The sequence below is a fragment of the Pelagibacterium sediminicola genome, from assembly GCF_003390885.1.
GTDB lineage: Bacteria > Pseudomonadota > Alphaproteobacteria > Rhizobiales > Devosiaceae > Pelagibacterium > Pelagibacterium sediminicola.
The window spans coordinates 119912-137555 of the sequence record NZ_QMEL01000001.1 but is presented as its reverse complement, the minus strand read 5'-3'; the positions used below and the strand labels follow the sequence as shown (position 1 = coordinate 137555).

Annotated in this window: 16 protein-coding genes; 10 read left to right on the top strand and 6 right to left on the bottom strand. The window is 61.2% G+C overall.

All coding sequences use genetic code 11. From position 1 onward, the window contains the following. Positions 1–44 precede the first annotated feature (44 nt). Entirely contained in the window at positions 45–1169 is a 1125-nt protein-coding gene (locus DQG18_RS00605) for a 5-methyltetrahydropteroyltriglutamate--homocysteine S-methyltransferase (RefSeq protein ID WP_116652291.1), read from the bottom strand. A gap of 132 nt (positions 1170–1301) precedes the next feature. Next, a complete protein-coding gene (locus tag DQG18_RS00600) occupies positions 1302–2225 on the bottom strand; it encodes a methylenetetrahydrofolate reductase (RefSeq protein WP_116652290.1) in 924 nt (307 codons plus the stop codon). A 230-nt stretch (positions 2226–2455) separates the two neighbouring features. On the opposite strand from DQG18_RS00600, the gene DQG18_RS00595 reads away from it, so the two are divergent. From DQG18_RS00595 to DQG18_RS00580, 4 genes are all read left to right on the top strand, one after another. Continuing rightward, positions 2456–3415 carry a VOC family protein gene (locus DQG18_RS00595; RefSeq protein ID WP_116652289.1) on the top strand — a complete coding sequence of 320 codons (960 nt, stop codon included), beginning with the start codon at positions 2456–2458 and terminating at the stop codon, positions 3413–3415. Between the two features lie 153 nt (positions 3416–3568). Next, a complete protein-coding gene (gene purU, locus DQG18_RS00590) occupies positions 3569–4417 on the top strand; it encodes a formyltetrahydrofolate deformylase (RefSeq protein ID WP_116652763.1) in 849 nt (282 codons plus the stop codon). A 302-nt stretch (positions 4418–4719) separates the two neighbouring features. Then, complete coding sequence (locus DQG18_RS00585; RefSeq protein ID WP_116652288.1) at positions 4720–5586, top strand: NAD(P)-dependent oxidoreductase; 867 nt, start codon at positions 4720–4722, stop codon at positions 5584–5586. 65 nt (positions 5587–5651) lie between these two features. Further along, complete coding sequence (locus DQG18_RS00580; RefSeq protein WP_116652287.1) at positions 5652–6386, top strand: GntR family transcriptional regulator; 735 nt, start codon at positions 5652–5654, stop codon at positions 6384–6386. Positions 6387–6514: 128 nt separating this feature from the next. Here the strand turns inward: DQG18_RS00580 and DQG18_RS00575 are convergent, their stop codons facing one another. The 3 genes from DQG18_RS00575 to DQG18_RS00565 all read right to left on the bottom strand — a co-directional run bounded on the left by DQG18_RS00575 (position 6515) and on the right by DQG18_RS00565 (position 9411). After that, positions 6515–6826 (bottom strand): antibiotic biosynthesis monooxygenase, encoded by a 312-nt coding sequence (locus DQG18_RS00575; RefSeq protein ID WP_116652286.1) that lies wholly within the window; start codon positions 6824–6826, stop codon positions 6515–6517. Positions 6827–6904: 78 nt separating this feature from the next. Beyond that, the gene (gene lsrK / locus DQG18_RS00570; protein ID WP_116652285.1) at positions 6905–8467 is read right to left on the bottom strand and encodes an autoinducer-2 kinase; all 1563 of its coding nucleotides are present in this window, start codon (positions 8465–8467) and stop codon (positions 6905–6907) included. Then, entirely contained in the window at positions 8464–9411 is a 948-nt protein-coding gene (locus tag DQG18_RS00565) for a sugar-binding transcriptional regulator (RefSeq protein WP_116652762.1), read from the bottom strand. The genes lsrK and DQG18_RS00565 overlap by 4 nt, the downstream gene beginning before the upstream one ends. A 206-nt stretch (positions 9412–9617) precedes the next feature. Between DQG18_RS00565 and lsrA the strand changes: the two genes are divergently transcribed. The 5 genes from lsrA (at position 9618) to DQG18_RS00540 (ending at position 15508) form a co-directional block, all read left to right on the top strand. Continuing rightward, positions 9618–11111, top strand: coding sequence for an autoinducer 2 ABC transporter ATP-binding protein LsrA (gene lsrA / locus DQG18_RS00560; RefSeq protein WP_116652284.1), 1494 nt, complete (start codon positions 9618–9620; stop codon positions 11109–11111). Beyond that, positions 11104–12153 (top strand): ABC transporter permease subunit, encoded by a 1050-nt coding sequence (locus DQG18_RS00555; protein ID WP_116652283.1) that lies wholly within the window; start codon positions 11104–11106, stop codon positions 12151–12153. The genes lsrA and DQG18_RS00555 overlap by 8 nt, the downstream gene beginning before the upstream one ends. Beyond that, positions 12150–13169, top strand: coding sequence for an ABC transporter permease subunit (locus DQG18_RS00550; protein WP_116652282.1), 1020 nt, complete (start codon positions 12150–12152; stop codon positions 13167–13169). The genes DQG18_RS00555 and DQG18_RS00550 overlap by 4 nt, the downstream gene beginning before the upstream one ends. Continuing rightward, on the top strand, positions 13166–14188 hold the full coding sequence (gene lsrB, locus DQG18_RS00545; protein ID WP_116652281.1) for an autoinducer 2 ABC transporter substrate-binding protein LsrB: 1023 nt from the start codon (positions 13166–13168) through the stop codon (positions 14186–14188). The genes DQG18_RS00550 and lsrB overlap by 4 nt, the downstream gene beginning before the upstream one ends. Before the next feature lie 72 nt (positions 14189–14260). Then, complete coding sequence (locus DQG18_RS00540) at positions 14261–15508, top strand: class II aldolase/adducin family protein (RefSeq protein ID WP_116652280.1); 1248 nt, start codon at positions 14261–14263, stop codon at positions 15506–15508. Positions 15509–15712: 204 nt separating this feature from the next. Here the strand turns inward: DQG18_RS00540 and DQG18_RS00535 are convergent, their stop codons facing one another. Beyond that, entirely contained in the window at positions 15713–16477 is a 765-nt protein-coding gene (locus DQG18_RS00535) for an IclR family transcriptional regulator (RefSeq protein ID WP_157969949.1), read from the bottom strand. Between DQG18_RS00535 and DQG18_RS00530 the strand changes: the two genes are divergently transcribed. Then, entirely contained in the window at positions 16470–17615 is a 1146-nt protein-coding gene (locus DQG18_RS00530) for an ABC transporter substrate-binding protein (protein WP_157969948.1), read from the top strand. The two genes, DQG18_RS00535 and DQG18_RS00530, sit on opposite strands and share 8 nt — an antisense overlap. Positions 17616–17644: the final 29 nt, after the last annotated feature.

Here is a 17644-nt window from a genome sequence, read left to right as displayed (position 1 = left end):
AGAACGCCGGGCCTTTCAAACTCTTTCATCCGGCAAGCCGAGCTCTAGACCTCGCCCCAGATCGCCTCGGCGGTTTTGACCACCAGTTCGAGCTTGCGCTTCTGATCATCGATCGTGATGTCATTGCCTTCCTCGGTCGAGGAGAACCCGCATTGCGGGGCGATGCCGAACTGGTCGAGATCGGCGTATTTGGCCACTTCGTCGAACTTGCGCCTGAGATCGTCAACCGTTTCCAGTTCACCAGATTTGGTGGTGATGAAGCCCGGCAGTACGCGCTTGTTACCCTTGGGCAAGAGGCGCAGCGGCTCGAGCCCGCCGGCGCGGTCGGTGTCGTATTCCATGAAATAGATATCGACGCCGGTCTTGTTGAACACCGCATCGGCCGCCGGATCGTATGCGCCCTCGGCGATCCAGGTCGATTTGAAATTGCCCCGGCACATATGCATGCCGATCATCATGTCGTCCGGGCGTCCGTCGATCGCATCATGCATCATCTTGGCGTACTGGTCGATCAGCCAGTCCGGGTCGAGCCCTTCGGCCTGCTTTTCGGCCCGGATCTTGGGGTCGCACAGATAGGCAAAGAAGATGTCGTCCATCTGCAGGTACCGGCACCCGGCCTCGTAAAAGGCATTCACGGCCTTCTTGTATGCCTTGGCGAGATCGGCGAATAACAGTTCGAGATCGTCGGCATAGGGCTTGTGGCCGATATCGGCCTTGGCGACGCGGAAATGGCAGCAGGAGGGGCCGGGGATCGAGATTTTCGGCATCACCGAGGTGTTGGCGGCGACGAACTTGAAATGCTCGAGCATCGGATGGTCGGCGGGGAAATCGACCGGGCCGGTAATGGTGGGAAAGATCGGCCTCGTATTGGCGCCCTTGAAGTTGTGGCCGGTCGCCACGTCCCGCTCGACGAACTTGAAGCCTTCGAGGTCTTCCATGAAATCGTAGTGCCAGAATGAGCGGCGCAATTCGCCGTCGGTCACCACCGGCAGCCCGACATCTTCCTGGAGCTTGATCGCCTCGCGGATCGCATCGTCCTCGACGGCGGTCAGCGCGTCCCGGCCGATCGATTTTTCGTCGTAAAATTCGTGGCGCGCCGTTTTCACCGCGTCGTTGCGCAGGAGCGAGCCGACATGGTCGGCGCGATAGGGCGGGGGCTTTACGGACATGTGCAGATACTCCTTGATGCCGCCAAGGTTCGCGACGGTGGACGGTGCTGTCCATGTACACAACCTTGCCCGGTGCGGGCAAGTCTTTGCTCGCCCGCAAAAGGCGCCCGGTTTTCAGCTCTGCAAGGGGCGCTACCCCGCCGCGGCCCTCACCGCCGGACCGCCATTCTCGGCCATCCAGTTGGCCGCCGTCTTGATCCCGCCCAGCGGGAAGACGTGCAGCCGGGAAATGAGGCTGTCGGGATTTTTCGCCTTATGGGCGGCGAGCCCGGCCACCACGTCGGTCGGCTCGTAGGGCACCAGCAGCTTGGTAATGTCGCGCGCCCGCTTTTGCAGCACCCCGATCGAGGGGCCCACACCGCACGAAAGCGCGAACTGGATCAGCGTCTGGAGCTTGGCGGGCCCGGCGATCCCGGCATGGATGGGGAGCGTGATGCCCATGTCGGCGATGCGCTCGGCCCAGGCGATCACCGCATCGGCGTCGAACGCGAACTGGGTGGCGATGGCCATCCGGGCATCGGTGCGCGCGGCGTAGTCCTGCTTGAACTTCAGCGCCTCGTCGACGATGGCGCTGCCGCCGTCCCTGTCGATATCCTTGTTGCCTTCCGGGTGCCCGGCGATGTGGAGGTCCGTAAAGCCGTATTTGTCGAACAGGCCCGTTTCGATGAGCTGGATGGAGCTGTCCAGCTCGCCGCGCGGGGTCGCGATGCCACCGCCAAGCAGCAGTGCCTGCCGGATATCGGCGGCGTCCTGATAGCGCTTGATCCAGTCCTCTAGCGTCGCCTTGTCGGGGATCGAGCGGGCCGGGAAGTGCGGCATCACGTCAAAACCCTCGGCGTGGAGCCGGGCGGCGGTGGCCAGCATGTCCTCAATGGGCGTGCCATCGATATGGGCAATATAGACGCGCGTGCCTTGCGGCAGGATGGCGCGGAAGTCCTCGACCTTGGCGGCGGTCCGGGGCATCACCTCGATCGAGAAGCCTTCGATCATGGCGGAAACCTCGCCGGTTTTCGGCGCTTTTTCGGCGTGCTTGGACCCGAAGTTCAAAATCGTCATGCCGGACCTCCTGATTTCACCATCATGTATACATCGTTTCGCAGGTCGGAATCAAGCGCCCTCGCCTGGATTCCCTTAAAATCGCGCCGTTCCCGCGCGATTTCCCATTGTGTGTATTTCTGGCCTGCCGCATAATGCATACAATAAAACGTCCATATCGGGGCTGGACCGCCCTTATATGGGGTCCTAATGTGCGCGGCGCCATCCCGGGTGGCCAAGGGAGGAAGCAAATGAGCGAGCCGATATTTGACGTTGCCCACCTCGGGCATGTGGAGGTCTATACCGACAGGTTCGAGGAGAGCCTCGATTTCTTCACGCGGGTCTATGGCCTGAAACTCTCGGGGCAGGAGGGGGGTTCGGCCTATCTGCGCGCCTGGGACGATTACGAATTTCATTCATTGAAGCTCACCCGCCATTCGACGACCGGGGTGGGCCATATCGCCTATCGCGTCTCTTCGCCCGAAGCCCTCGCGCGGCGTGTCAAGGCGATCGAGGCCTCGGACTACAAGGTCATCGGCTGGACCGAAGGCGATCTTGGGCACGGAAAGTCCTTCCGCTTCGAGGACCCGTTCGGGCACGTCTTCGAGCTTTATTGGGAAACAAGGCGCTACGCGCCCGACGAGGCCGACCGGCCCGCGCTCAAGAACATGGCGAGCCGGTTCCATGCGCAAGGCGCCTCCCCGCGCCGGCTCGACCACCTCAACCTGCTCGCCGCCGATGTGACGGCCTTTCGCGACTTCATGGTCACTTGCCTCGGTTCGCGCGTCACCGAACAGATCAGGCTCGACAATGGCCGGCTGGGGGGCTGCTGGTTCACGGTCAACAACAAGACCTACGATCTTGCCTGCACCGAGGAGCATGGCGGGGGCCATGGCCGGTTCCACCACGTCACCTACGCCACCGACCAGCGCGAGGACATTTTGCGCGCTGCCGACATCTTTTTGGAGAACGGGGTCCATATCGAGACCGGCCCGCACAAGCACGCCATTCAGGGCACGTTCTTTCTCTATGTCTGGGAGCCGGCGGGCAACCGGGTCGAACTTGCCAATGCGGGCGCGCGGCTGATCCTTGCCCCCGACTGGCAGACCGTCACCTGGACCGAGACCGACCGCAAGAAGGGACAGGCCTGGGGGCTCAAGACCATCGACACTTTCCACACACACGGCACCCCGCCGGTCCGGAAAGACTGAGCGTGACACCTAAGAGGGAGCGGGATCGCGCAAAATACACCAATGTCATTCCGGCATTCATTGCCGGAATCCCGAGCGATCGCGCCTCGCGTACCATGACAACAACGCTATCGAACGCGGCAACAGGACCTGGCCGCAATGGAGGCATTTGAAGTGACAGACTACATCCTCACCCTTTCGTGCGATAACCGCAGCGGCATCGTCGCGGCGGTGGCGACGCGGATCGCCACCCATGGCGGCGATATCTTCGAGGCGCACCAGTTCGACGATTCCACCACCGGCATGTTCTTCATGCGCGTGGGCTTTTCGATGCAAGGGGAGGACGCCGCGTTCCGGGCCGGGCTGGATGAGGAGATTGAGCGGTTCGGCCTCGATTACACGCTGCGCGTGGCGGGAGCAAAGCGCAAGGTGCTGTTCATGGTCTCCAAATTCGACCACTGCCTTGGCGATCTATTGTACCGCAACCGCATTGGCGAGCTCAACATCGACCCGGTGGCGATCGTTTCCAATCACCCGCGCGAGGCGCTCAACCTTACGCTGATGGAAAACATTCCCTACCATCACCTGCCGATCTCCAAGGACACCAAGGCGGAACAGGAAGCGCAGGTGAAGGCGATCATCGAGGAGAGCGGCGCCGAACTTGTCGTCCTGGCCCGCTACATGCAGATTCTTTCCGACGATTTTTCGGCCTGGCTTGCCGGGCGCTGCATCAATATCCACCACTCGTTCCTGCCCGGCTTCAAGGGCGCCAGGCCCTATCATCAGGCCCATGAGCGTGGGGTGAAGATGATCGGGGCGACCGCCCATTACGTCACCGCCGATCTCGACGAGGGGCCGATCATCTGCCAGGACGTCGAGCCGGTGAGCCATGCCGACACCCCCGACGACCTCGTGCGCAAGGGCCGCGACATCGAGCGCCGGGTCCTGGCCCGCGCCGTCACATGGCATCTGGAAGACCGTGTCCTGATCAACAAGACCAAGACGGTGGTGTTCACCAAATAGGCCGTTTCCAGCATAAATGGATGCGGTTCGGACCCGAAGGGCCGCGTAAGCGAAACGCGATATAATAAAGACTTAGAGCTCCTGTTTTGACGGAATCAAGAAGGACCGTGTCGGCGGAGGCGCCCTTCTGGTCCCCGGCAATAAATGCCGGGGTGACATTGGAGGGAGGGAGAGCTAGTAGAAAACACCATTGTCATTCCGGCATTTCTTGCCGGAATCCAGCGCGATTCTTCCAGGATGGCGGAAGCTGGGCGTTTCCGTCAAAACCTGTAATGCTCTAGCAGGGAGGCGGACGGATAAAGGTGCGTATCGGATTTCTGGGATATGGCGAGGCGGCGCGCGCCTTTCACGAAGGGCTGGCCCGGCCCGGCCTTTCGGTGTGCGCCCATGACATTCTGCTCGATGCCGATGAGGGGGCGATGCGGGCGGCGATGGAAGAGCGCGGCGCCACCCCCGTTTCGCTTTCAGGGCTCGCCGATATGGACTGGATCATAAGCGCGGTCACCGCCGACCAGAGCCTTCTCGCCGTCGAGCCACTCCTTGCCCGTCTGCGGCGGGGCCAGACGCTGATCGACATCAATTCGGTCTCGCCCGGGCGCAAGCGCGAGACCGCGCAACGGATCGAAGCGGCGGGCGGCCATTATCTCGACATGGCCGTGATGGCCCCCGTGCACCCGAAAAAGCACGCCACCCCGGTACTGATCGCCGGCGCGCCGGCAGCGGCCATGCTGCCGCATCTGCTCGATCTGGGCTTTTCCGCGTCCATCGCAGGGGAGGCGGCCGGCGCTGCGACCGCCATCAAGATGGTGCGCTCGCTGTTCGTCAAGGGGCTCGAGGCGATCACCGTCGAGGCCCTCCTAGCCGCGAGAGCCTCGGGGTGTTTCGACGAGATCCTCGCCTCGCTCTCGAGCTCCTATCCCGGCCTGGGCTGGCCCGATTTTGCCGCCTACCAGTTCGAGCGCACGACGCGCCACGGCAAGAGGCGGGCGGCGGAAATGGAAGAGAGCGCGGCAACGCTCGATGCCCTGGGCCTCAATGGCGGGCTGGCGCGCGAGATCGCGCGGGTGCAGGCGTTGATGGGGAAATCGGGGCCGGTTCTGGAGGGCGACGGCCTCGAAACCACCGCCGCAAATGCCCTCGAGGGCCGGCTTGCCGTGGACAAGCCCTGACCGCGTCTCGCCTTGCACCCCAGGCCGGTGCTATGAAACCTTGTGGGGAAAAACCGGGGAAGACAATGAAAAGCAGCGAAGTCGCAACCCATGGACGGCGGGCCGTCATCGAGCTGCGCGAGAAGATCATCAATGGCGAGTTGCCTGGCGGGATGCGTCTGTTCGAGGTGTCGCTGGCCGAATCGCTTCAGATTTCCCGCACCCCGGTGCGCGAGGCGCTCTCGCGGCTCGCCGAGGAGGGCCTGCTCGACCGGCTGCCCAGTGGCGGGTTCGTCGTCCGGCGCTTCGGCTATGCCGATGTGATCGATTCCATCGAGTTGCGCGGTGTACTCGAAGGCACCGCCGCCCGGCTTGCCGCCGAGAGGGGCGCCTCGCCCGAGGGCCTCAAGCGCATGCGCGAGATCGTTGCCCAGCTCGACACCTGTTTCGGGGTCGGCGTTGATGATGTCGATTTCGATACCTATGCCGATCTCAACGCCCGGTTCCATTCCGAACTGGCCGGGCTTTCGGGCAGCGAGGTCGTGCGGCGCGAGGTCGAGCGGTCCGCCGCGCTACCCTTTGCCTCGCCCTCTGCGTTCCTGCCCAACGAACTCGATATCGCCGCCTTCAAGCGCTCCCTGCGCTCGGCGCAGGACCAGCACCGCGCCATCCTCAACGCGATCGCCGCCCGCGAGGGCGCGCGGGCCGAGTTCATCGCCCGCGAGCACGCGCGCACCGCGCGCGGCAACCTTGAATACATTTTCAATCAGGACCCCGAACTGATCGAAAGAATTCCCGGGCTCGCGCTCATCTACCGGTAGAGTGTTTCCACAAGAAGTGGGTACTATTTATTGGGCTCGGGAGCGCGATCGCCGGTTATCGAATCGGGGCGAGCGGAGACGATGCCACAACGTCTCCGAGCTTGGTTGCGGGACAGATCACAGATGTCCTATGCCTCGCCTGGCATAAACTCGGCCATGACTGGATTGAAATACTGTTTGGTTCTGGGGCCATCGATGATCGGATCAATCCGACGCACACACTCAGAGTAATGCGGCGTTGACCGATGCGCCTCCAATGCCTCTGCGCCCTCAAAGACCTCATAGACAACGAACCGATGCTCGTCCTCGGGATCACGCAGGACATCGAACCGCAGATTGCCGGGTTCACGTCGCGTTCCCTCGTAGTTAATGCGGAAAGCGTCCAGAAACTCCTCCACATGACCCGGTTTGACCGTGATCGAAACCATCTGGATAAGCATTTTGATTACCTTTCTTGATTGCGCCAGAACCCAAGCCCTGGGCTTTGTGTCGTATCCTGAAGAACGGAATTGGAATTCTTAAAGACCTGGGGCCTTCCACATGGAAGTCGTGATGTTCTCGTCGACCAATTCGCGCTGCGCGCGATAGGCTCTGGCCCACCGCTCCCCCGCTTCGTCGTATAAAGGTTTAAGGTCCGCCTCCGGCTCGAATGTCCTGTCCCATTTGACCCAGCGATCCGCTGCTTCCTCATGGTCCCTGAAGGCACCGGCACCGATGGCGGCGGCGGCAGCGCATCCAAGCGCGGTAGCTTCCTTGACCTGCGGGGTAACGACGGGAAGCCCTGTCACGGTGGACAGAAGCTGCGCCCAATGAGGCGATTTCGCAGCGCCGGCAGCAAACACGATGCGTTCAGGAATTTCGGCACTGAGGGCGAAAATCGCATTGAGATTGCGTGCGGCCACAATTGCCGCATTTTCCTGCAGCGCCCGGAAAATGGCGGCCTTGCCGGCTCTTTCAGGGTCGATAGACAAGTTCAGCAGAGATGGCGCGGCATGGTACCACCGGCCATAGCGCATGACATCGGAAAGAATGGGGATGATCCCGTATGCGCCGGGCGGAATGGACAGGGATTGTTCTTCGAGCAGAGTATAGGCATCTGCGCCCGACGCGCGTGCGCGCGCCATTTCCTCCTGACCAAACGCATCGCGGAACCAGCGCATCGCGGCACCGACGAAAAAGCTGATGGCCTCTGCCTGATTCTGTCCTGGTATCACATGGGGATTGAACCGCAGATTCATTTGCGGATCGACCAGATCGGTGCCCACATTGACGATCTGTTGCCAGAACGTGCCGCCCAGAACAGCGCATTGTCCCTTGTTGACCAGCCCCAGGCCCGCGGTTCCGGTCTGGCAGTCCCCCCCGCCCATGACAACAGGCGTTCCGGCAGCTAGGCCCGTATGCCTGGCCGCCGTGGCAGTCACAGTGCCGATGACCGAGCCCGGCTCGACGATATGGGGGAGGATGGACGAACTCAGGCCGACCTTTTCGAGTTGCCCGACCGTCCAGTCTCGGGTGGCCAGAGAGAGCAGGCCGGTGGTGCCGCCATTGGAGGGGTCGCTGGCGATAACTCCGGAAAGCTGGGCCAGAACCCAGTCCGAGATCATCGATATCTTGTCGATCTGGCCATAGATCTCGGGCAGGTTCTCGCTCAGCCAGAGCAGGCGCGGCAATGCGCCCAGCGCAAACGTCTGGCCACTTTTGTCGTAAAGCGCCTTCTCGAATTCAGGCCGTTCGCGCTGCAGCCTGCGGACCTGCGAGACCGCGCGGCTATCAACATTGGCGCAGGCCCAAATGGCTGCTCCCGATGCGTCGTACGCAACGATGGCCTCGCGCATGCTGGTGGCGCTGACCGCAGCGATATCATCACCCGAAAGCCCCGCTTCGGCGATCGCCCGGTTGATGCATTGACCAAGCAGCAGCCAGTTGCGCTCGAGATCGAAGTCCATCGAGCCTTCAAAACGGGGGTCCGGTTTGTGCCACCATTCAGCCTGGCTGGCCCCGCGTTGTGCCCCGGTATCATCGAATATCACGGCACGGCCGCTTCCGGTGCCTGCATCGATTGCCAGATAGTATCGGCTCATCGCTTCTCTTCCTTTTCGGTGACCAGTGCCTCGGCGGTCGTTTCGTCGGTGACCAGTATCGAGGCGAACTTGCCCAGCAATGCTGCCCGGATTCCGCCAAGTTTCCCGGCTCCGCCCGCGACAGCCACAACTTTGGAGGATTGCGCCAGCGCTTCGAGACGTACCCCGATGACGCGCTCGTGGAATGGCAGATCGAGAACCCGGCCCTCGCGGTCGTAAAAGCGGCATAAAATATCGCCGACCGCGCCCTTGCGGCGCAGCGGCTCGACTTCGTCCGGCGAAACATAACCCGACCGCACGACGGTCGATGATTGGGTAAGTTCTCCTATCCCGACGAGCTGATAGGTTGCATCCAGTGCCATATCCAGCAGGTTCCGGATAGCGGGTTCGGTGCTCAGCGCCCGGGCGACATCGGGGTCCCCGACCACCAATGGTGCGGGAACCAGATGCACGTTGGCACCCCAGTTGGCCGCTCGCATTCCATCGACATACGTACCCACGCCTCCGGTCATGCTCACCAGCCCTATCCCGCGTTCGTTGGCGACGTGCCCGAGTTTTTGAATCGTGCTGCTCACGGTAGCGCCCCACCCTGCGGCGAGCAGATCGCCGGGGCGCAGTCTTTGCATGAGGAACTGGGCAGCCGCTTGGCCGAGCCGGACGCTTTCCTGTTCGCCGGCAAGGGCCGGGATCACATAGGCTTCCGCCAGCCCGTAACGGCGACGCAACACGTCTTCGAGTTCCATGCAGCGCTGATAGCGGGAGTTGATCTTGACATCGATCACCCCCGTGCGGCGGCCCATTTCGAGGAGCCGGGATACCTTGATGCGATTGAGATTGAGCCGGTTGCCGATCTCGTTCTGCGTCAGGCCGTCGTGGTAATAATACCAGGCAACTCGCGCGAGAATCTCGCTCTCGCTTTCAGCCAGTCCGTTGTCGTCCGTCACGTCTGCACCCCCGTTGAACACAATGATATTGTATGAAGCAATTGTTCACGTCAAGCTGTGGGCGGATTGAAAATTTCAGCATATTCTCGCGTTTTTGGCACCTGATCGGGCTCTTCCTGCTGGCCGGCTGCAACATTGATGAACAAATGTATTGACGCGTTTCAAATGATATGTTCGGATCGTCGCCAGGTGGAGGGCCCAGTTTTATGGCCAGCGATGACGCACATACGCTGATCCAGGTCAGGGATGTCTGGAAGCGATACGGCCCGGTTTCCGTGCTCAAGGGCGTTTCGATCTGCCTTCGCGCGGGCCAGATCCACGCACTGCTGGGCGGCAATGGCGCGGGCAAGTCGACCCTCATGAAAGTGATCGCAGGTCTGGTCAGCCCAAACGATGGTACGGTCGTGATCGGCGGCGAGCGCCTCGAGCGCCCGTCAGCCGCCAAAGCGCAAAGGCTGGGACTCTATCTTGTACCCCAGGAGGCGCATATTTTCGGCAACCAGACCGTTCTCGAAAACATCTGCATGGGGCTGGCAAAATCGCCATCGCAACTGCGTTCGCGGGTTATCGAGTTGATAAAGCAGCTCTCGGTATCGCTGGATCTGGACGCGCAGGCGGCAACGCTGGAAATCGCCGACCGCCAGATTGTGGAGATTTTGCGAGGGCTTGTTCGCCAAGCCAGGGTTCTCATCCTCGACGAGCCGACATCTGCCCTCACCCCTCATGAGGTCGAGGCGCTTTTTGCCCGCATGCGGGCGTTGGCGGCCAAAGGTGTCGGGATATTCTTCATTTCGCACAAGCTGCGCGAAATCCGCGAAATCTGCCACGATATTTCGGTGCTGCGCGATGGAGCCATCGTGCTTTCCGGTGCGCTCGGTGACTACGGGGACGATCAGATCGTGACCGCGATGACACGGGCCGGTACGGGTGCATCGCCTGCAGCCAGCACAGCGGTCAACGCTGCCAAGGGCGAAGCGCGCCTCGTGATCGACAACCTGTCGGGCGAAGGCTTTCGCTCGGTGTCCTTGTCGTTGAGCGGTGGGGAGATCGCAGGGCTGGCCGGTGTCGTCGGGGCAGGTCGAACCGAATTGGCCGAAACCGTGTTCGGTCTGCGTCGTGCGCATGGCGGTTCAATCTCGCTCGACGGCAAGGTGCTCGACAAGCGCGCGCCCGCCCGATGCGTTGATGCCGGGCTTGTCTATCTTCCCGAGGACCGCCAGCAATACGGGCTATTCCTCGATGCGCCGCTCTATTGGAACGCGTCATCCTATCTGATGCATAAACTGCCGTTCATGCTGAGCCCGAAACGTGAGCGCGAAGCTTTCTCGCGGTTCCGGGACGCCATGGACATCAAGTGCGAAAGCGCAGAGCAACCGGCACGCCGACTGTCGGGCGGCAATCAGCAAAAGGTGCTGCTGGCCAAGTGTCTGGCGGCCAAACCCAAGGTGTTGATACTCGATGAACCCACGCGCGGCGTCGATGTCGCCGCCCGCAACGATATTTACGCGCTTGTTCGCACCCTTGCCGCTGAGGGTGTCGCCATTCTTCTGATCTCCTCGGATTTCGACGAGATCGTCCACCTCTCGGACCGCATCCTGGTGATGGCGTTCGGAGAACTGGAAGGCACCCTGCCAGCGGGTTCTTCGGTCGATGCCATCGGCAAACTGGCGTTCGGAGCGCGGGAGCACGCCCATGTTTGAGCTGTTCGCCCGCAATCGGGTTGCCTCGCTGTTTGCGATCACCATTCTGACATTCGGCATCATCGGGGCCGCTGCTCCGGGTTTTCTCTCTGGCAACACGATTGCGGTCGTGATGGCCAACAGTCTGGTGTTGATGTTGATTTCGTTCGGCACCATGCTGGTCATCATCACGCGCAATATCGACGTTTCGAGTGGCTCGGTCCTGGGGCTGTCCGCTGCCGTTCTCGGGCTTGCGCTCAACGCAGGCATCAGCCTGCCGCTCGCTATCGGCTTATGTGTTCTCGTGGGCGCGGCGGCAGGTGCTCTCAACGGCGCGCTGGTGGCCGGGCTGGGTGTTCCTTCTATCGTTGCCACGCTGGGAACGCTGGGCCTTTATCGCGGCCTGATGCTGACGCTGACCGGTGGCCGATGGATCGAGGCGTTGCCGCAATCGATAAAATCTCTTGCCAGCAATCTGGGCTGGGGCGGCTCGGTCCTGACGATTATCGTTCTGCTGGTCTTTGCAGGGCTCTGGTTCTTCCTGCGGCGGACGCGGTCGGGCGGCTATTTCTTTGCCGTCGGCGACAATCGGGAAGCGGCGCGGCATCTCGGCATTCCCGCGCGCTGGATCGAGTTCAGTGCCTTTGTGGGGGCCGGTGCTTGCGCGGCGCTCGCGGGAGTCGTGTTTGCCGCGCAGATCGGTTTTATCCCAAATCAAGCGGGCAACGGCATCGAACTGAAGGCCATTGCGGCCAACGTTCTGGGCGGCGTCAGTCTGCTCGGCGGTGTGGGCTCCGCAGTGGGCGTGTTCATCTCTGTGATCTTTCTCACCGCAATCGATAGTGCGCTGGTTTTCCTGCGCATTCCTGCCTTCTGGAACGATTTCATTGCCGGGGCGATTCTGTTGAGCGTTCTGATGCTCGATGGCCGCATCCGGCTTGCGCTCGACAAGCGCATCCGTGCCAAGCGCTATGCAATCGGCCATGGCGGGCAGAACGCAAAGCCTGCAAGCAAAGAAAAAGCGGCGGAGAGTCTGCACGTTTCCTCGGAGGCCACGCGATGAAACGGCTTGTCCTGCGCTGGGAAGCGGTACTTGTCCTGATCCTGATACTCGAGTTCGTCGTGTTCGGGTTGATCAACCCACGGTTCCTCAACCCCTCGAATCTGCTCTACGGAACGTCGGATTTCATCCATATCGGGATCGTGGCCGTCCCGCTCACGCTGGTGATCATCGGCGGGGGGATCGATGTATCGTTCGCCTCGCTGGTGGGGTTGTGCGCCATCGTTTTCGGCGTGGCCAATTTCTTCGGCGTGCCGCTGCCCCTGTCCATTCTGGCGGCCCTGGCCGCCGGGGTATGCGCTGGAGCGATGAACGCTGCGATCATTCACTTCTCAAAGATTCAGCCCTTGGTCGTAACCCTCGGGAGTCTCTACCTTTTCGGTGGAGCTGCCACGGTTCTGTCAGGCGCTGTCGGTGCGGGCGGTTATGAAGGCATCGGCAATTTTCCCGGCATTTTCACAGAGTTCGGCTATCTTGAGGTCTTCGGCATCCCGGCCATGCTGATCCTGTTCGTGATCATGGCGCTGATTTTCATCGTATTGCTGCATTTCACACGGTTCGGCCGCTCGGTCTATCTCGTCGGCCAGTCCGAAAACGCTGCGCGCTATTCGGGCCTGCCGGTCGAGCGCATCCAGACGGTCACCTATTTGCTCACCGGCCTGTGCGCCGCGATCGCCGGGCTGATGCTCTCATCGTATTTCGGATCGGCACGCGTCGATCTTGGAACGGCGACCCTGCTGCCAGCGATCACGGCGGCCGTGCTCGGTGGTGCCTCGATCTACGGAGGACAGGGTTCGGTGCTGGGTACGGTCATCGCTGTATTCGTTATCGGCTTTCTGCAGCAAGGGCTGCAGATGGCCGGCGTGCCCAGTCAAGTTTCCAGCGCTCTCTCAGGCGGGTTGCTGGTGGGTGTGGTCGCATTGCGCCTCGGTAGTGCAATGCTGGCCGGTTTCGTTGCCCGGGGAAACAAGGCCATGGCGGCCAGATCCCGGCCTATTGTGGAGGAGAAAATCAAATGAGAAAAACTCTGAAAAGTATAGCCGTGCTGTCCACGGCGCTGGTTGCCTTGTCGGCAGGGTCCGTGCCTGCGATTGCCCAGGATATCGCCTTTATTCCCAAGCTCGTGGGTGTGGGCTTTTTCACCAGCGGCGGCCAGGGCGCGGTCGCGGCCGGCGAAGAGATCGGCGTGAACGTGACCTATGATGGTCCGACCGAGCCGAGCGTTTCCAGCCAGGTGCAGTTTATCAACAACTACGTCAACCAGGGCTACGACTCGGTGATCGTATCGTCCGTTTCGCCCGACGGTCTATGCCCGGCCCTCAAGCGCGCCATGCAGCGCGATGTTCTGGTCATGACCTGGGACAGCGACGTCGACCCCGAATGCCGCAGCTATTACATCAACCAGGGCACCCCGGAACAACTCGGTGGCATGCTCGTCGATATGGCGGCAGAAGATGTCACCAACGAGAATGCAAAGATCGCGTTCTTCTATTCCAGCCCGACTGTGACCGACCAGAACGCATGGGTGGCCGCTGCTCAGGAAAAGATCGCCACGGAATATCCTGGCTGGGAAATCGTGACGACCCAGTATGGCTATAACGATGCCCAGCAGTCCCTGCAGACAGCGGAAAGCATTCTGGAGGCCTATCCCGATCTCGACGCCATCCTGGCGCCCGATGCGAACGCGCTGCCCGCGGCCGCTCAGGCTGCCGAAAACCTCGGCCGTGAGGACGTCACCATCGTCGGCTTCTCGACCCCGAACGTGATGCGCCCCTATGTCGAGCGCGGCACGATCAAGCGCTTCGGGCTTTGGGACGTGACCGATCAGGGCGCGCTGTCGGTTTACGTGGCCGCACATGTGATCGAAAACGGTCCGCTCAACGTCGGCGACACGCTCGATGTGCCGGGCATGGGCACCGTGACGGTCGAACCCAACTCCATCCAGGGTTATGATTACGAAGCCGACGGCAACGGCATCATCCTGCTGCCAGAGCGCACAGTGTTCACAGCCGACAACATCAACGATTTCGACTTCTAATTCAGATATCGCAAACAAAACCGGGCCGCCTCGACATGTGGGCGGCCCGTCGCATTGGAACAGGGGTAAACGATGAAGAGCAGTTGGAGCGACGCACAAGCGCAGACTTTTGCGCAAAGGGCCGAAGCGGATGGATACGATCGGCAACTCGGATTGCGCATCTATACCTCGCAGATCATTGGACAGGATCCCGATCTGGTCATGCATGGAGGCGGCAACACCTCGGTCAAGGTGACCGCACGGGACGGCACACGGCTGATGCACATCAAGGGCAGTGGCTGGGATCTTGGCAATATCGAAGCCCCGGGTCTTCCCGCCGTGCGGCTGGAGCCGCTGCTGGGGATCAAGGATGGCCCGAAACTGTCGGATCCCGAGATGGTGCGCGCGTTGCGCGACGCACTGATCGATCCTTCAGCGCCCAATCCATCGGTCGAAGCCTTGCTGCATGGGTTCATCGACGAGGCTTTCGTGGATCACTGCCACTCCACGGCCGTGCTGGCGCTGGCCAACCAAACGGGTATGAAAGACCGCGTCAGGGCACTTTATGAAGGCCGGGTCGCTTTCGTTCCCTACGTCATGCCCGGGTTCGATCTTTCGATCGAAGGTGAAAAGATCTATTCCCGAAACACCGGTTGCGAAGGGCTATGGCTCGAAAATCATGGGCTTTTCACATTCGGCGCCGATGCCAGGACTTCGTATGAGCGCATGATCGAATTCGTCACGATCGCGGAGGGTGAGCTGAAAGCCCATCACGCCGGGCTGGCGCCAGCGCAAGATACCGATGCGGATGCCCCGGCCTTGCTGCTTGCGGGTCTGGTGGAGGTGCTCGGTGAATATGAAGGGCCGTTTGGCGCTGCGGCGGCCTGGGATTTCCGCTCCAATGCCGCAATCCGCTCCTATCTCGACCTCCCCGATCTTTGCAATATCGTACATCGTGGCACCGCAACGCCCGATCACGTCATCCGCATCAAGCCCTTCCCGCTGATCGTGAAACCGGATGCTGACAGAAGCGAAATGAGAACCGCAGTCGACTCTTACCGGACGCGTTACGCGGATTATTTCAACCGCAATGCGGCACTGGCGGATACAGACAAGATCATGCTCGACCCCCTGCCCAGGGTTGTTCTGATCCCTGGTGTGGGTCTTGCCGGTATCGCCCCCGATGCCAAGGCTGCTAAAATCGCGGCCGATCTTGCGGAACAAACGGCCCGGATCGTTTTGTCTGCCGAGCGCTATGGCCGATTCTCACCGATTGGTGAAAAAGACCTGTTCGATATGGAATACTGGTCGCTGGAGCAGGCCAAGCTTTCCAAGCAATAGAGTGCTGCGTTCCGAGGGAATCGTCGAGGCTCCTGCGATTGCGGCGGGTTCGGTCGGACCCGCGATGACAGGTGGAAACGGGGTCGGTATCAACCCAAGCCGCCAATGGCATTCCGCGACCCCGAACCCAGCGCGATCTCGCCACGGCACCGACCATACCGTTTCCATCAGGACCTGACACGGTCTGACCGTGCGGCACGGCCTTCAGACAAGAGACTTCATGCGATCGGATATCTTCTTTGCCATTTTCCAGGCCGTCTCACGATAATCGAGTGGCTCGAACCGGAAGGTCGGCCCGGCGACGACAAGACCCGCGATAGCGTGTCCCTGCTGGCCCTGGATCGGCACCGAGATCGCGCTGATGCCATCGACCGGAATGTCCCGCACGATCGCACAGCCCATCTGCGCCGCCTCCCCGATGGCCGCCTCGGTCGCCATCCGATCTTCCGCAGACAGCTGCAGGCCTTCCAGTTTCTGGAGGCGCTCCGCCTGTGACATTGTCGCCAGAATCATTCTGCCTACCGCTGAATTATGCAGCGGCAACCGCGTGCCGAGCTTGAGATCCACACGCAGAATCGATTCGGCTTCGACGCGTTGCAGCAAAACCACGCCATCGCCGCTCAGAACGCCGATCGAAGAGGTTTCGTGGACCTCGTCGACCAGTTCCTGGAGCAGCGGGGTGAGGGCAGGGCCGATTCCGATATTGGCCGCGGCCACGGTGCCTGCCTCCATCGTCCGCAACCCGAGCCGATAGCGCGAGGACATCTGATCCTGATCGATAAAGCCGCGCGACTGGAGCGTCGCAATCAATTGATGCGCAGTGCTTTTGGCGATTCCCAAGTGCCGCGCGATCTCGGTGACGCCCAGTTCCTCGCCGGGATGATCGATCAAAAATTCGATAATCTGCAATGCCCTGGCGACCGAGCCTACGGTCCGCGTCACGGGCCCGCCGGGTTTCTCTTTGGCCATATCCACCACTCCCCCACCACCTGGGCCCTTTACAGGCCACGGAAAACGTCTTAAGTTTATTTTTGCGAACAGCGTTCGTTATACGCGAACGTGGCATGGAAATGATCCGGTTTCAATAGGAAATCGCATCGGGAGGAAGAAAATGGGATTACATTGGAATAAAGCGGCGCTTGCCCTGTGTGCTGCCGTCACGCTCGGGCCGGCGTCCGTCGCGGCGAGCGAGCTTGGTGTGGTGACGATGTCGGTTGTGCCTTCGACGAGTTCGGCTGTGCTTTACGTTGCGCAGGATGGCGGCTATTTCGAAAAGCACGGCCTGGATGTCGAAATCGTCGAATTCACCAGCGGCGCGGAAGCCGAGCGGGCCATGGTGGCCGGCGCGGTCGATATGGGCGGCGGCGGTGTTGGCAGCACGCTCATCATGGCCAATCAGGGTATCGAGGCGACCAATATCGTCTTGTTTCAGGACAAGCCGATCTTCACCCTGGTCGTCTCCAGCGCGCTCGACGTCGAGCCGGGTGATTTTTCGGCGCTCAAGGGCAAGAATATCGGCATCAGTTCGCCCGGCAGCCTGACCGATCTGTTCCTGCGCATTGCGCTTCGGGATGCCGGGTTGAACCCGGACACCGACGTGACGATCGTTGGTACGGGTGGCTTGAGTGGGCATCTGCCGGCGCTTCAGGCCGGCCGGGTTGATGCCCAGATGACCTGGGAGCCGGCAACGGTCACCATCACCCATGAAGGCGCCGGCAAGGTATTCATGGATCTGCGCACCGACGAGGTTCCCGAGACTTTGCAAAATCTGCTCGGAAGCTCGCTGCAGGCCACCGATGAATGGCTGGGCGCCAGCGAGGAAAATCTGGAGAAAGCCAAGGCAGCCGCTCGCGCCATCGCAGAAGCAGCCCGTGATATCAAGGCCGATCCGAGCCTGATGATCTCCACGCTCCAGCAGATTTTCCCGTCTGTGCCCGATGACCTCCTGGCCGAAATCGCCCAGGTCGAGGCTGCGGCTTACAATCCCGTCATCACCGCCGAGGCCATCGCTCACATGAACGATGTCTATGTCGAGGCCGGTCTGATCGCTACGCCTGTTGCCTTTGAAGATCTGGTCGATCCGCGGCTTGCCGCGGAATGGGAATAGTCGGCCTCTCCAGCGAGCTAAGTGGAAGA

What these genes read in the sequence shown, in the direction of transcription:
- DQG18_RS00605 (WP_116652291.1), bottom strand. Translation starts at nt 1,169, where the DNA reads ATGTCCGTAAAGCCCCCGCCCTATCGCGCCGACCATGTCGGCTCGCTC.
- DQG18_RS00600 (WP_116652290.1), bottom strand. Translation starts at nt 2,225, where the DNA reads ATGACGATTTTGAACTTCGGGTCCAAGCACGCCGAAAAAGCGCCGAAA.
- DQG18_RS00595 (WP_116652289.1), top strand. Translation starts at nt 2,456, where the DNA reads ATGAGCGAGCCGATATTTGACGTTGCCCACCTCGGGCATGTGGAGGTC.
- DQG18_RS00580 (WP_116652287.1), top strand. Translation starts at nt 5,652, where the DNA reads ATGAAAAGCAGCGAAGTCGCAACCCATGGACGGCGGGCCGTCATCGAG.
- DQG18_RS00575 (WP_116652286.1), bottom strand. Translation starts at nt 6,826, where the DNA reads ATGCTTATCCAGATGGTTTCGATCACGGTCAAACCGGGTCATGTGGAG.
- lsrK (WP_116652285.1), bottom strand. Translation starts at nt 8,467, where the DNA reads ATGAGCCGATACTATCTGGCAATCGATGCAGGCACCGGAAGCGGCCGT.
- lsrA (WP_116652284.1), top strand. Translation starts at nt 9,618, where the DNA reads ATGGCCAGCGATGACGCACATACGCTGATCCAGGTCAGGGATGTCTGG.
- DQG18_RS00555 (WP_116652283.1), top strand. Translation starts at nt 11,104, where the DNA reads ATGTTTGAGCTGTTCGCCCGCAATCGGGTTGCCTCGCTGTTTGCGATC.
- DQG18_RS00550 (WP_116652282.1), top strand. Translation starts at nt 12,150, where the DNA reads ATGAAACGGCTTGTCCTGCGCTGGGAAGCGGTACTTGTCCTGATCCTG.
- lsrB (WP_116652281.1), top strand. Translation starts at nt 13,166, where the DNA reads ATGAGAAAAACTCTGAAAAGTATAGCCGTGCTGTCCACGGCGCTGGTT.
- DQG18_RS00540 (WP_116652280.1), top strand. Translation starts at nt 14,261, where the DNA reads ATGAAGAGCAGTTGGAGCGACGCACAAGCGCAGACTTTTGCGCAAAGG.
- DQG18_RS00535 (WP_157969949.1), bottom strand. Translation starts at nt 16,477, where the DNA reads ATGGCCAAAGAGAAACCCGGCGGGCCCGTGACGCGGACCGTAGGCTCG.